Source organism: Vulcaniibacterium gelatinicum (genome assembly GCF_008033445.1).
Classification (GTDB): domain Bacteria; phylum Pseudomonadota; class Gammaproteobacteria; order Xanthomonadales; family Xanthomonadaceae; genus Vulcaniibacterium_B; species Vulcaniibacterium_B gelatinicum.
In genome coordinates, this window is sequence record NZ_VNKO01000011.1 from 39836 (window position 1) to 52442 (window position 12607).

A 12607-nucleotide genomic window follows, 5' to 3' on the forward strand; every position below is an offset into this window, starting at 1 on the left:
CAAACCGCGTCGGGCCCGGGGCGCGGCCGTGCGAAGCTAGAAGGATGGCCGCTTCCACCCCGCTCGCCCGCGCCCGCTACCTGCTGGCCGCACACACCCCCCGCCAGCTGCCGCCCGACGGCGGCTTCGAGGTCGCCTTCGCCGGGCGTTCCAACGCCGGCAAGTCCAGCGCGCTCAACGCCTTGTGCCGGCAGAACGCGCTGGCGCGGGTGTCGCGCACGCCGGGGCGGACCCAGCAGCTGGTGTTCTTCGAGGTCGAACCGCAGCGCTACCTGGTGGACCTGCCGGGTTACGGCTACGCGCAGGTGCCGCGCGAGCTGCAGGCGCACTGGCAGGCGTTCATTGACGGCTATTTCCGCAGCCGCGAGGCGCTGCGCGGGCTGGTGGTGGTGATGGACATCCGCCACCCGCTGCGGGACTACGACCGGCAGATGCTCGGCTACGCGGTGCAGCGCGGGCTGCCGGCGCACGCGCTGCTGACCAAGGCCGACAAGCTCGGCCGCGGCCAGCAGGCGCAGACCCTGCAGGCGGTGCGGCGCGAGCTGGCGGCGGCGTTCGGCGACACGGTGGGCGTGCAGCTGTTCTCCGGCGAAACCAGGCAGGGCGTGGACGAGGCGCGGGCGGTGGTCGAGGGCTGGCTCGGCTTGTAGCGCGCATCGCGCAATGCCGCACGCCTGGCGATGCCTGCCGCCAAGGCGGGGCAGGCGCGCGGCTCAGGCGTCCCGCAAGCGCGGATCCAGCCACGCGCGCGTGGCGTCCACCGCGGCGTTGATCGCCACGATCAGCGCGCCGACGACGAGCACCACGCCGAGCACGAGGGTGTAGTCGCGGTTGAGCGCGCCCTGCACGAACCAGCGGCCCATGCCGGGAATGCCGAACACCTGCTCGACCACGGCCGAGCCGGTGACCACGTTGATCAGCGCCGGCGACAGCCACGCCACCACCGGCAGCAGCGCGGGCCTGAGCGCGTGCGCGCACAGCAGGCGCGTCTCCGACAGGCCGCGCGCACGGGCGGCGCGCAGCCAGTCCGCCGACAGCGTCTCCAGCAGCGCGGCGCGGGTCAGGCGCGCGCACCAGGCCAGGTTGGGCAGGGCGAGGGCGACCACCGGCAGCACCAGGTTGCGCCACTCGCCCCAGCCGCCGGCCGGCAGCCAGCGCAGGCTCACCGCGAACAGCAGCACCAGCAGCGGCGCGGCGACGAACTTGGGAATCGCCAGGCCCAGGCCGGCGAGGAACATCAGCACGCGGTCGGCGGTGCGGCCGGCGCGCAGCGCGGCCCAGAGCCCGAGCGGCACGCCCAGCGCGAGCGCGAGCAGCAGCGCCAGGCCGCCGGTGAGCGCCGACACCGGCAGTGCCTGCGCCACGAGCTGGTTGACGGTGTAGTCGGGGTACTGGAACGAGGGGCCGAGGTCGCCGCGCGCCACGTCCGCGAGCCAGGCCGCGTACTGTGCCGGCAGCGGCCGGTCGAGCCGGTACTGCGCGGCGAGCGCGGCCTGCACTTCGGGCGGGGCGGCCTTCTCGCTGTCGAACGGGCCGCCGGGCGCGGCGCGCAGCAGCACGAAGCACAGCGTGGCCAGCAGCCACAGCGTGAGCAGCGCCTCGAGCAGGCGCGCGGCCAGGCGCTTCATCGCGCCTCCTCCAGCCGCAGCCAGCGGCTGGCGTGGCGGTCGAGCGGGTTGGGCGCGAAGCCGTGCACCACCGGTGCGACCAGATGCTTGGAGCTGTAGAAGTACAGCGGGATCACCGCATGCGCGTGCAGCAGGCGCAGCTCGGCGGCGTGCAGCCAGGCGTTGCGCGCGGCCTCGCTGCGGGCGGCGTCGGCCCTGGCCAGGCGCATGCGGAAGCCGGGGTCGTCGTAGCCGGTCCAGTTGAGCGGGCCGTCGCTGCCGAACGCGGCCAGGAAGTTGCGCGCGTCGGGCACGTCGGCGATCCAGCCGCCGCGGAAGACCTGGGTGATCGCGCGCTGGCGCCGGTTCTGCACGAACACCTTCCACTCCTCGTTGCGCAGCCGCACGCGCACGCCGAGCACCTGCCGCCACATCGCCGCGACCGCGAGCGCCAGGCGCCGGTGCGGGGTGGAGGTGTTGTAGCGCAGCTCGAGCGTGAGCGGGCGCGCGCGCGAGTAGCCGGCGGCGCGGTACAGGGCGCGGGCGCGCGCCTCGCGCTGCGCCTGGGTCCAGCGTGCCCATGGCAGCGCGGCCGGCGTGTGGCCCGGGATGCCGGGCGGCACCACGCCGTAGGCGGGCCGTTCGCCGAAGCCGGTGACGTGGCGCACCAGCAGTTCGCGGTCAATGGCCAGCGACAGTGCCTCGCGCAGCGCGGGATCGTCGCGCAGCGGCGGCCGGGTGAGGTTGAGGCCGAGCCAGAACGCGCCGAGGTAGGGCGCGATCCGCAGCTGCGGGCCGAAGCGCGTGCGCAGCGCCGGCAGCGGCTGCGGCGGCACGGTCTCGGTCAGGTGCAGGTCGCCGGCCGCGTAGCGTTGCAGCTCGGCGGCGGCGTCCTCGGTGACGTGGAAACGCACGCGTTCGATCGCCACGCTGCGCGCGGCGTGGAAATGCGGATTGCGCGCGACCTCGAGATGGGCCTGCGGCGTCCACGCCACCAGCCGGTAGGCGCCGTTCGACACCAGCCGCCCCGGCCGCGTGTGCTGCGCGCCATGGCGCTCCACCGCCGGCAGGTACACCGGGAACGCGATCGGCAGGGTCAGCAGCGCCGGCAGCGGCGCGCCGCGGGTGAGTTCGAACACCACCGTGCGCGCATCCGGCGCCGACACGCCGAGCGCGGACGGCGGCAGCGCGCCGGCCTGCACCGCGCGCGCGTTGCGCAGGGCGTCGAACAGTTCCGCGAACGGCGCCGCGGTCGCGGGGGCGAACGCACGGCGGAAGCTGGCCACCACCTGCGGCGCGTCGAGCGGCGCGCCGTTGCTCCAGCGCAGCCCGGGACGCAGGACGAAGGTCCAGGTGCGGCCGTCGGCCGAGACGCGCCAGCGTTCGGCCATGCCGGGGATCAGGCGCCCTTGCGCGTCCTCGGTCACCAGGCCTTCGTACAGGTCGCGCAGGACGTTGCCGCAGGCCACCTCCTGGCACTTGTGCGCGTCCAGGGTGGATGGCTCCGGCCCGTTGCCGCGTTCCAGCCGCGCGGCAAGCGCAGCGCTGGAACACAGACACAGCAGCAGGGCAACGATGCGGGTCATGCGGCCGGGCTATGCTCCATGGCTTGCGGTGCCGGGGCGGCGGCCCCACATCGCCCATCCTTCCGCAGCGAGCGCGTCCATGTCGAGCCCGAGCAGCGTCGCCGAACAGCCGATCACCGACCGGCGCCAGCTCGTCGAGTACCTCGCCGCGGGCGGCAAGCCGCGCGCGGACTGGCGCATCGGTACCGAGCACGAGAAGTTCGGCTTCCGCCTCGACGACCTGCGCCCGCCGCCGTTCGACGGCGAACGCGGGATCGAGGCCCTGCTCAAGGGCCTGACCCGCTTCGGCTGGGCGCCGGTGGAGGAGCATGGCCGGGTGATCGCGCTGACCCGCGGCGGCGCCTCGGTGACGCTCGAGCCCGCCGGCCAGCTGGAGCTGTCCGGCGCGCCGCTCGAGCACATCCACCAGACCTGCTGCGAGACCAGCAGCCACCTCGACGAGGTCGAGACGGTCGCGCGGGAGCTGGGCCTGGGCTTCCTCGGCATGGGCTTCCAGCCCAAGTGGCGGCGCGAGGACATGCCGTGGATGCCCAAGGGCCGCTACCGGATCATGCGCGCGTACATGCCCACGCGCGGCACGCTCGGCCTGGACATGATGACGCGGACCTGCACCGTGCAGGTCAACCTCGACTTCGCCGACGAGGCGGACATGGTGAAGAAGTTCCGCGTCTCGCTCGCGCTGCAGCCGGTGGCGACCGCGCTGTTCGCCGATTCGCCGTTCACCGAGGGGCGGCCGAACGGCTACCTCAGCTACCGCTCGCACATCTGGACCGACACCGATCCGGACCGCACCGGCATGCTCGACTTCGTGTTCGAGCCCGGCTTCGGCTTCGAGCGCTATGTGGACTGGCTGCTCGACGTGCCGATGTACTTCGTGTACCGCGGCGGCGAGTACCTCGACGTCGCCGGGCAGTCGTTCCGCCGCTTCCTGCGCGGCGAGCTCGAGGCGCTGCCGCGCCAGTTGCCGACCCTGCGCGACTGGTCCGACCACATGACCACGGCGTTCCCCGAGGTGCGCCTGAAGCGCTATCTCGAGATGCGCGGCGCCGACGGCGGCCCGTGGAACCGGCTGTGCGCGCTGCCGGCGTTCTGGGTCGGACTGCTGTACGACGACGCAGCGCTGGACGCGGCCTGGGACCTGGTCAAGGACTTCACCCGCGAGGAGCGCCACGCGCTGCGCGACGGGGTGCCGAAGCACGCGCTGAAGCTGCCGTTCCGCAACGGCACCCTGCGCGACCTGGCCCTGGAGGCGCTGAGGATCTCCGCTGCGGGCCTGCACCGGCGCGCGCGCCGCAACCGCCACGGCGCGGACGAGTCCATCTTCCTCACGCCGCTGATCGAGTTCGCGGAGGCGGGCCAGACCCCGGCCGAGCGCAAGCTGGAACTGTTCCACGGGCCGTGGGGCGGGGACATTGACCGGGTGTTCGCCGAGTTCGCCTACTGAGCCGCCCCGCGGCGCAGCATGAGCCGGCGGCGGCGATCTGCTAGCGTGCGGGCTCGCATGCGCTTCCGGGAGCCCGTCATGTCCGTCCTGCGTCCGTGGGTGGGGTGTGTGTTCGGCCTGCTGCTCGCCGCGCCGCTGGCGGCGCAGCAGGTGCAATCGCTGCAGCCGCGGGTGGCGCCGGTGCAGACCCAGGGGCTGCAGATCGACTGGAAGGCGCAGTTCGAGCAGGAGCGGGCGAAGAACCAGGAACTGCGCCGCCAGGTGGACAGCCTGCAGGCGCAGCTGGCCGAATGGACCCGCAAGGGCGGCAGCCAGGTGCATGCCTACTGCGAGTCGCCGACCGTGAGCCGCAACAGCGCCGGCGCGGTCAACGACTGCGCCGCCGGCGGCTACACCTGCGAGCCGGTCAGCGGCCTGTGCCGGACCAGCGCCGCGCACACCGGCGAGTGCGCGCCGGGGCGGGTGTGGTGCGTGTACGGCAACCGCTGCGTGAGCTCCGCGGAGGAGTGCACGCCCTGACCGGCCTCACGCCGGCAGCAGGTCGGTGTAGAGGAAACGGCCTTCGCGCAGCACCTGTTCGCCGCGCACCAGCGGGAGCGGCGCGGCGAACATCGGCCCGGCGTGGACGCAGGTGTGGAACTCGCCGCGTTCGCCGCAGGGGTCGCAGCCGGGCGGCAGGTCGGCGAGCAGGGCGGCGTCGAAGTCGCGGCCGCCGAAGGCGGCATCGAGCTGCTGCGTGTCCACGCAGGTCAGGATCGCGCGCAGGCCGCCGGCGAGCATCTCCCGCGCGAGCCGCGCGGTGTCGGCGCCGAACAGGGGGAAGCGCGGGGTCCAGCCCAGGCGCGCGCACAGCGCCTCGCGGTAGGCGCGGATGTCGGCCAGGAACAGGTCGCCGAAGGCGATCGTGGCCAGCCCCGGCCAGCGTTCCCGCGCCTGCGCCAGGGCCGCGGCGAAGGCGGCCTCGTAGACCTCGTTGCTGGCCCGCTGCGGCAGCCGCGCCTGGATCACCGGCAGCCCGGCGGCCTGCGCCTGGGCGTCCAGGATCGCGGTGCGGATGCCCTGCATCGCGATCCGCTCGTAGCCGTCGGTGACCGTGGTGACCAGGCCGACCACCTCCACCTCGGGCTGGCCGCGCAGCACGTGCAGGGCCCAGGCGGCGTCCTTGCCGCCGCTCCAGGACAACAGGACAGGGGTCGGCATCGGCAGAGGCCTGGGTGGGGAGGGGATCGGGATTGTGCCGCTCGTCGGAGGTCCGGGCGAACTGTGACGGATCGCACGGTTCATGCGGCGAGGCACGTCCCGAACCGTGAAACGTTGCGCGGATTGCGGCGGCGCAGCACGGGACGATGCCCCTGCCGCCGGCCCGCCCCCGCGCGTCGGCGGCGCGGAGCACGGAGGCTGCGAGGGATCGACCGCTCCCGCCGGCCCCAGGAACACGCGACCGGCCCCGGCAGGACGCCGGCTCCCCTGTTCCACTGCCCGGTACCGCCATGACCCGCACCTTCCGCGGCGCCACGCGCCTGCTGCTGTCCTTCCTGCTGTTGCTCTGTTCCTTCGCCGTCCTCGCCCAGTCCCTGCCGCGCACCACCGGCGAGCAGAAGACGGCGGTGATCCTGGTCAACTTCCAGGACGACGCCTCCCAGCCGATCAGCCCGTCCGCCGCCCATGCGCTGGTGTTCGGCACGGTGAGCGATTTCTACTGGGAAGCCTCCTACGGCCGCACCCTGCTCAGCGGCAACACCTACGGCTGGTACACGATTCCGGTGTCCAAGGCCGGCTGCGACCGCGACCTGATCGCGCTCGAGGCCGACCGCGCCGCGACCGCGGCCGGCGTCGCGCTCGGCAACTACCAGCGCATCGTCTATCTGTTCCCGCAGAACGGCTGCAGCGCCTCCGGCTACAACTCCGGCGCCGGCAGCGTGCCCACCCGCACCTGGATCAAGGGCAACAACTACAGCGCCTACGTGATCGCGCACGAGCTCGGCCACAACTTCGGCCTGCTGCACTCGCAGAGCCTGGACTGCGGCGCGGTCGTGCTCGGCAGCGACTGCGCGGTGAAGAGCTACGGCGACCCCGCCGACACCATGGGTTACGGCGCGATCCCGCATTTCAACGCGTTCCAGAAGCAGTTGCTGGGCTGGATCGGCGGCAGCGGCCAGCCGGGCCTGACCACGGTGACCGCGAGCGGGCGCTACCGGATCGAGCCGCTGGCGGCCGCCGGCACCGGCGTGAAGGCGCTGCGCATCGCGCGCGGCGCCGATCCCACCACCGGCCGGACCCGCTACTACTACCTCGAGTACCGCCAGCCGGTCGGCTTCGACACGGTGCTGGGCGGCATCGGCAACCTCACCGCCGGCGTGCTGGTGCACAGCGGGGTGGAGGGCGACGGCTTCTCCAGCTATCTGCTCGACATGACCCCGGACAGCGTGCCGGGCTCGAGCTACAGCGATGCCGAGGACGGCGCGCTGGCGCCGGGCCGGCGCTACGTGGACAGCGCGGCGGGGGTGAGCTTCGAGGTCGTGGCCGTGGACGCGACCGGCGCGACCGTGGACGTCACCCTCGGCGCCTCGTCCTCGCCGCCGCCGGCGGATCCGCTGCCGCTGACCGGCAGCATCGGCACCAGCAAGACCAGCTACGTGCGCGGCGAGACCGTGGCCATGAGCATGCTGGTCAAGCGCGACGGCGTGCCGGTGGCCGGTGCGGCGGTGCGCTTCACGGTCGCCTCCCCGAGCGGGACGACCAGCACCTACAACGCCACCACCGGCAGCGACGGCTACGCGCGCGCCTCGTTCAAGCTGGGCAAGGCCAAGTCGCTGATCGGCACCTGGAGCGTGCAGGGCGAGGCGAGCAAGGACGGTGCCACCGTCGTCGCCTCCACCGGGTTCAGCGTGCGCTGATCCGGCGCCGCACAAGGCAGAGGGCGGCGGAGTGACCCGCCGCCCTCCTCGCTGCATGGAGGGGAGAGCATGCAGCGGTGGCGGAGGGGCGCCGCGTGCGGGCGGCGCCCCTCGTCACATCCCGGCGTCCATTCCCTCAACCCTCGTCACTCGCACTCCGGACAGGTCGGGCACAGCTTGCAGGTCGCGGTGTCCGAGGCCTCGGCCGTGGTCGGGACGATCACACCGCGGCCGTTGGCGCTGGCCGTGTCGGAGTAGGTCGCCAGGCCCGGATCGGTCTGGTTGCCGTCCGGTGCGGTCGGACTGTAGCACCCGGAGACGATGATCGAATCGCCGGTCGTGCCCATCGGCGCCAGTGTCCGCCGGCCCTTGCCGTCGAGCGGGATCTGGGTGAGCAGCGAGCCGAGGTCGGTGTCGCCAAAGCCCAGGATCTCCATGCGCTGGTCGGCCGTGGTGTTGGACAGCCGGATGTCCACGCACACCTCGGGCTTGTAGCCGGTGCTCGGATTCAGGAACACCGAGCGGTTCGGCTGGCCGGCCTGGGCGCGTGCCGCGTAGGCGGGATTCTCGTCGCCCGATGCGCCCGGATCGCCCTGGCACCACTTCTGCATCCGCAGTCCGGCCGACAGGGTCAGCGCGCAGACGTCGGCTTCGGCCTGGGTCTCCAGGTCGCTGTCGGTCACGCTTGCGGTGCTGGTCGGTGTCGGCTTGGAGCGCACGCTGACGCCGTTGCGGAACGGGTTGTCGCCGGTGGAGCAGATCAGCGTCACCGTCATCGCGTTGCCGGCGCCGGGGTCGAGCCGGTTGGCGACCTCGATGAACGTGCTGTTGTCCGGGAACAGGATGCCGCCCGACGGGATCGTCGGCGTGCCCACGCCGCCGCTGATCGCCGAGATCGCGCACACCTTCGGCGGGTTGCCGCCGGCGACGGAGTCGTCACGCAGCTCCACGTCGTAGATCGCACCGAAGCCGGTGTTCTGGATCGTCACCGTGTGCTTGGTCGAGAACGTCTCGTTCAGCGGATCCACCTGCGGGAAGCCGCCGGCGCCTTCGTTCACGCACACCTTCTCGACGTTCACCGAGCACAGGTCGAAGTCGCCGAGGGCGAAGTCCTTGAGCTCCGCGGTCTCCGAGTGCGAGCTGCGGGTCTCGGCCATGAAGCTCGAGAAGCAGACCTCGCCGACCAGGGCGGTGATGTCGATGCCGGCCTCGAAGAAGCTCTCGGCCGGGAACACGTTGGCGCTGCCGGACTTGGGCGTGTAGGCCCAAGGCGAGTTGGCGGCCGCGTTGTTGGTGACCGCGCAGGCCGCATCGTCCGGGGTGCACACCACGAAGCCGTTGGAGGCGGCGAATTCCAGTTCGTCGAGCGCGCCGTGGCTGCCGCCGCTGCCGACCCACTGGAAGATCTGCACCTCGCTGCTCCTGCCGCCGGAGACGAAGTCCACCTGGACCAGGATGTCGCCCACCGCATGCTCGCCGGTGAACGTGCCGTTCGGGCCCAGGCCCACGTCGTTGCGGAAGAACCAGAAGCCGAGCGCGGCGTCGCCGTTGTTGGCGAAGCGGTCGGCGCCGAAGTAGATCACCAGATGGTTGGGCGTGTCGCCCGGGTCGTCGCTGCCGTCGCCGTCGTGATCCACTGAGTAGGCCTTGGCGTAGGCGTTGGTGATGTTGTCCTTGTCGGGCACGACTTTCGCAGGCTTGTGCTCCCAGGTGCTGATCAGGTCGATGTCCTTGTTGCTGCCTTCCCAGGCCGAGGTTTCCTTGCCGCCGGCAAGGTTGGGGCCGTCCGCGACGAAGGTCTCGCCCGCCCCCGCGCTCGGGATGCCGCGCGGTGTCGGATAGGGTGTGCTGAGGCCGAAGACGGAATCCCAGTCGTCCAGCGCCGAGGTGTCGGTGGCGTTGCCGTCGAGTTCGAACGGGGTTGGCGCGTCGTGCACCGCCAGGGCGGGCGGCGCGGTGAGCAGGGCCGTGGAGGCGGCCAGCGCAGTGACCGCCGCGGCCATCAGACAGGTGGCCCACGGTGCCCGTCGGCTGCCTTGTTTGCGTGTGGCCATGATCGTGCTCCTCTCGAGAGGGGGATGCGCGGCGCGGACGCCCCTTTCCGCCCCACCGCGTCGCTGCGAGCATCGACCGGAGGGGGGAGGCGGGGAATCGCGCGGGCGGGGGAGGGAAGATCTGGCCGGTCGTGGCGGCGGCTGCCGTTCCGGAAGTATCCCGGGCGGACAGGGGCGCCAGCGGGAGCACGCGGGGGAGGTCTGCGATGACCGCGATGCCCGTCCTGGTGATCGGCCGCGACCCGGTCTGGCGCGCGCGGATGCAGCGCATGCTGGCCTTGCGCGCCGAACTCGAATGGCTGGGCGCCTACCAGCCCGCGCAGCCGCGCCGCGCGGCGTCGCACCCGGCGGCGCTGTTGCTGCTCGACGGCGACGATCCGGAGGTCGAACGTGAACGCCGCCGCCCGCGCCTGCCCGCGCCGCGGCGCTTGTATTTCTTCCGCCACCCCACCCTGGCCTGCCTGCAGCGTTGCATCGACGGCGGCGCCCATGCCTGCCTGAACAAGCAGGCCGAGCCCGAGCGGGTGCTGCATGCGATCCGTGCGGCGGAGGCGGGCCTGTTCGTCACCCATCCGGAACTGCTGCGCGCGGCGTTGCGGATCCCCGTCGTGGCGCTGCCGGCCGAGCCGCCGGGGGACTGGTCGCTGCTGACCGGTCGTCAGCGCGAGATCGTGCGCTGGGCCGCGCGCGGGTTGAGCAACAAGCAGATCGCGCGCCAGCTCGGGATCAGCCCGGAGACGGTGAAGACCCACCTGCACCACATCTTCGAGCGCGAGGGCGTGCACGGCCGGGTGGCGCTGCTGGCAGCGGCGCGCCGGCTCACCGAGACCGACGCCGTGCACGGGACGGCGGCGCAGTGAGCGCTCGCTGCTCAGGCCGCAGTGACGTCCACCAGTTCCCAGGCGCTGCCGGCGAGCAGGCGCATGCGGTGCTGGAACACGCGGCCGGGCAGACGGGTGGTGGCGACGAGGTCGATGTGCAGATCGTGCTGGCTGCCGCTCACAGTCGCGTCCGGGTCGGTGGCGGCCAGGGACCGGTCCACCGCGTCCGGATCCTCCTGCGCCTGCCGCCAACGCTCGAACAGCGCATCGCTGCGCAGCGCCTGCTGCAACTGCGCGGCGAACTCCTCGGCCCCGTGCGCGGTGAACGGGAACTGGCCGCCGGCGCGGGCGCGGGCCGGATCGCGCAGACGCAGGTAATAGCGGGTGGCCATGCCCGGTCCTCGTCCCCGCCCCGCGCTCACTCGAATGCGTGCGGCTCGGCCGCGAAGCCGACCACCAGCGCGCCCTTGCCCACGTTCACCATCCCGGTCAGGCTCATCACGCTCTCGTACAGCTCGATGTTGTGCTCCGCGCAGGCCGCGCGCAGCGACTCGTAACCGGGCAGCGCACGCATCTCGGCCAGATCGCCGCCGTAGCTCAGGCACACCGTCGGCGTCATCAGCCCGGCGCGGATGCGGCCGATGGTGAACTCGAACAGCTTGCGCACCGCCGGCTCGAAGCCCTTGATCTTGGCCACCGCCCCGGTCTCGCCGCGGTTGCAGTGCAGCACCGGCTTGATGTCGAGCGCGCTGCCGAGCGCGGCGCTGAGCAGGCCGACGCTGCGGTCGCCTTTCTTGCGCGCACGGGCGCGCAGGTAGTACAGGTCCGGCGGCACCATGTAGCCGTGGGTGTGCAGCGCCAGGTGCTCCAGCCGGGCGCGGATCTTCGGCGCGCCCTCCCCGGCATCGCGCAGGCGCACCGCCTCCACCGCGGTCACGCCCTGCGCCGCGAACAGGTTCTGGGTGTCGATCACCCGCAGCGCGAACGGCGTGTCGTGCCCGGCCGCGGCGCGGATCGGGCGGTACTCGTTGAGGATCGCGAAGCTGGCCTGCTGCGCGTTGTCGAAGATCGGACTGCGCGTGCGGGTGATGGTCAGGCAGAACACGTAGTCGTAGTCCATCACCAGCTTCTGCAGGAACAGGTCCTGGATCTGCTGCACCGTGAACGGCGTGGTCTCGGCGTCGGCGCCGCGCTCGGCCACGTGCGCGTGCAGGAAGTCGAGCGTGGCCTTCTCGTCGCGCACGTCGGCCAGCACCGCATCGCCGATCCGGACCGTGATCGGCAGGATGGTGACGTCGTGCTCGCGGAAGAAGCGCGCGGGCAGGTCGCAGGCGGAGTCAACCACGATGCCGATCCGCATGGGGTGGTCCTTTCTGGCGGGAGTCTCCGCAATGATGCCAGAGCGGATGCCGTGTCCGGCGTGTGCGCGCAGGGCGGGACGTCAGCAGCCGACCGATGCGTGGTGCGCCACCTCGCGCACCTGCTCGTTCGCCGCCGCCGGCGAGGACAGCAGCAGGGTCGGGCGCGAGACGTTGTAGTGATCGGTCAGATCGAGGAGCAGGTCGAGCCGGCCGTCGCGGTCGAGGTCGCCGGCGAACAGCAGCGTGGGCGCCGCGTCGTCGCCGAGCAGGACGGCCGTGCCGCCGGCCTCGCGGTAGCCGCCCAGGCGCGCCAGCGTCTGCGTGCGGCCATCCGGCGCGTGCAGCACGAGCTGGCAGTCGAAGCGCGCCTGCCCGGCCTCCGGCGACGGCGGGGCCGGCGTGCATTCGGCGGCGAGGCGATGGCGCGCGCCGCGGAACAGGAGCTCCAGGTGTTGGCCGGCCTGGATCAGCGAGGTCTCGCCGGATGCCGGCTGCGCGGCCTCGACCTCGCCGGCGCGCAGCGCCGGCCCGCGCAGGAACGCGACCACGCCCTCGCCCAGCGGCGAGGCGACGTCCATGCCGGTGGTCTGCCCCGGCGCGTCCAGCAACGCATCGTGCACCGGACGCACCTGCAGGCGCGTGGCGACCAGCGCCGCCGCGGTGCCCTGCACGCGCAAGGCCAGCCAGCGCTCGCCGTCGCGCGCCACCGCTTCGCCGGCGTGGAACTGTCCGGGGGGCTGGATCGCGTAGGCGGCGCTGAGCAGCAGCGCGGACAGGATCGGCGGCATGGGCACTCCCTGCGGTGCGCCGAGGATACGCCGCAGGCCTCGCCCCCGC

The 12607-nt window shown here is 72.7% G+C and carries 12 protein-coding genes; 5 read left to right on the plus strand and 7 right to left on the minus strand.

Annotated features, from left to right (window positions below):
• Nucleotides 1-44: 44 nt before the first annotated feature.
• Nucleotides 45-650 carry a ribosome biogenesis GTP-binding protein YihA/YsxC gene (yihA, locus tag FPV26_RS07965; protein ID WP_147653350.1) on the plus strand — a complete coding sequence of 202 codons (606 nt, stop codon included), beginning with the start codon at nt 45-47 and terminating at the stop codon, nt 648-650.
• Between the two features lie 63 nt (nt 651-713).
• Here yihA and FPV26_RS07970 read toward each other — a convergent pair whose 3' ends face one another.
• Both FPV26_RS07970 and FPV26_RS07975 read right to left on the minus strand, forming a co-directional pair.
• Nucleotides 714-1628: an ABC transporter permease subunit gene (locus FPV26_RS07970; RefSeq protein ID WP_147653351.1), complete on the minus strand. Its 915-nt coding sequence runs from the start codon at nt 1626-1628 to the stop codon at nt 714-716.
• Nucleotides 1625-3193: a peptide ABC transporter substrate-binding protein gene (locus FPV26_RS07975; protein ID WP_147653352.1), complete on the minus strand. Its 1569-nt coding sequence runs from the start codon at nt 3191-3193 to the stop codon at nt 1625-1627. The genes FPV26_RS07970 and FPV26_RS07975 overlap by 4 nt, the downstream gene beginning before the upstream one ends.
• Before the next feature lie 79 nt (nt 3194-3272).
• On the opposite strand from FPV26_RS07975, the gene FPV26_RS07980 reads away from it, so the two are divergent.
• A complete protein-coding gene (locus FPV26_RS07980; RefSeq protein WP_147653353.1) occupies nt 3273-4637 on the plus strand; it encodes a glutamate--cysteine ligase in 1365 nt (454 codons plus the stop codon).
• 78 nt (nt 4638-4715) lie between these two features.
• Complete coding sequence (locus FPV26_RS07985; RefSeq protein WP_147653354.1) at nt 4716-5156, plus strand: hypothetical protein; 441 nt, start codon at nt 4716-4718, stop codon at nt 5154-5156.
• Nucleotides 5157-5162: 6 nt separating this feature from the next.
• On the opposite strand, the gene FPV26_RS07990 is transcribed toward FPV26_RS07985, so the two are convergent.
• Nucleotides 5163-5837 carry a Dph6-related ATP pyrophosphatase gene (locus FPV26_RS07990; protein WP_147653355.1) on the minus strand — a complete coding sequence of 225 codons (675 nt, stop codon included), beginning with the start codon at nt 5835-5837 and terminating at the stop codon, nt 5163-5165.
• Nucleotides 5838-6127: 290 nt separating this feature from the next.
• Here FPV26_RS07990 and FPV26_RS07995 point away from each other — a divergent pair, with 290 nt between their 5' ends.
• Nucleotides 6128-7534 carry a reprolysin-like metallopeptidase gene (locus tag FPV26_RS07995; protein WP_181952595.1) on the plus strand — a complete coding sequence of 469 codons (1407 nt, stop codon included), beginning with the start codon at nt 6128-6130 and terminating at the stop codon, nt 7532-7534.
• A 146-nt stretch (nt 7535-7680) separates the two neighbouring features.
• Here the strand turns inward: FPV26_RS07995 and FPV26_RS08000 are convergent, their stop codons facing one another.
• Entirely contained in the window at nt 7681-9588 is a 1908-nt protein-coding gene (locus tag FPV26_RS08000; RefSeq protein WP_147653357.1) for a hypothetical protein, read from the minus strand.
• 206 nt (nt 9589-9794) lie between these two features.
• Here FPV26_RS08000 and FPV26_RS08005 point away from each other — a divergent pair, with 206 nt between their 5' ends.
• Entirely contained in the window at nt 9795-10448 is a 654-nt protein-coding gene (locus tag FPV26_RS08005) for a response regulator transcription factor (protein WP_147653358.1), read from the plus strand.
• A gap of 11 nt (nt 10449-10459) precedes the next feature.
• Here FPV26_RS08005 and FPV26_RS08010 read toward each other — a convergent pair whose 3' ends face one another.
• The 3 genes from FPV26_RS08010 to FPV26_RS08020 all read right to left on the minus strand — a co-directional run bounded on the left by FPV26_RS08010 (nt 10460) and on the right by FPV26_RS08020 (nt 12558).
• Nucleotides 10460-10801 carry a hypothetical protein gene (locus tag FPV26_RS08010; protein WP_147653359.1) on the minus strand — a complete coding sequence of 114 codons (342 nt, stop codon included), beginning with the start codon at nt 10799-10801 and terminating at the stop codon, nt 10460-10462.
• A 26-nt stretch (nt 10802-10827) separates the two neighbouring features.
• Nucleotides 10828-11769 carry a DegV family protein gene (locus tag FPV26_RS08015; RefSeq protein ID WP_147653360.1) on the minus strand — a complete coding sequence of 314 codons (942 nt, stop codon included), beginning with the start codon at nt 11767-11769 and terminating at the stop codon, nt 10828-10830.
• A gap of 81 nt (nt 11770-11850) precedes the next feature.
• A complete protein-coding gene (locus FPV26_RS08020; RefSeq protein ID WP_147653361.1) occupies nt 11851-12558 on the minus strand; it encodes a hypothetical protein in 708 nt (235 codons plus the stop codon).
• Nucleotides 12559-12607 lie beyond the last annotated feature (49 nt).

Excerpts from the sequence above, each read along its gene's own strand:
- yihA (WP_147653350.1), top strand. The coding sequence starts at position 45 with ATGGCCGCTTCCACCCCGCTCGCCCGCGCCCGCTACCTGCTGGCCGCA.
- FPV26_RS07970 (WP_147653351.1), bottom strand. The coding sequence starts at position 1,628 with ATGAAGCGCCTGGCCGCGCGCCTGCTCGAGGCGCTGCTCACGCTGTGG.
- FPV26_RS07975 (WP_147653352.1), bottom strand. The coding sequence starts at position 3,193 with ATGACCCGCATCGTTGCCCTGCTGCTGTGTCTGTGTTCCAGCGCTGCG.
- FPV26_RS07980 (WP_147653353.1), top strand. The coding sequence starts at position 3,273 with ATGTCGAGCCCGAGCAGCGTCGCCGAACAGCCGATCACCGACCGGCGC.
- FPV26_RS07985 (WP_147653354.1), top strand. The coding sequence starts at position 4,716 with ATGTCCGTCCTGCGTCCGTGGGTGGGGTGTGTGTTCGGCCTGCTGCTC.
- FPV26_RS07990 (WP_147653355.1), bottom strand. The coding sequence starts at position 5,837 with ATGCCGACCCCTGTCCTGTTGTCCTGGAGCGGCGGCAAGGACGCCGCC.
- FPV26_RS07995 (WP_181952595.1), top strand. The coding sequence starts at position 6,128 with ATGACCCGCACCTTCCGCGGCGCCACGCGCCTGCTGCTGTCCTTCCTG.
- FPV26_RS08000 (WP_147653357.1), bottom strand. The coding sequence starts at position 9,588 with ATGGCCACACGCAAACAAGGCAGCCGACGGGCACCGTGGGCCACCTGT.
- FPV26_RS08005 (WP_147653358.1), top strand. The coding sequence starts at position 9,795 with ATGACCGCGATGCCCGTCCTGGTGATCGGCCGCGACCCGGTCTGGCGC.
- FPV26_RS08010 (WP_147653359.1), bottom strand. The coding sequence starts at position 10,801 with ATGGCCACCCGCTATTACCTGCGTCTGCGCGATCCGGCCCGCGCCCGC.
- FPV26_RS08015 (WP_147653360.1), bottom strand. The coding sequence starts at position 11,769 with ATGCGGATCGGCATCGTGGTTGACTCCGCCTGCGACCTGCCCGCGCGC.
- FPV26_RS08020 (WP_147653361.1), bottom strand. The coding sequence starts at position 12,558 with ATGCCGCCGATCCTGTCCGCGCTGCTGCTCAGCGCCGCCTACGCGATC.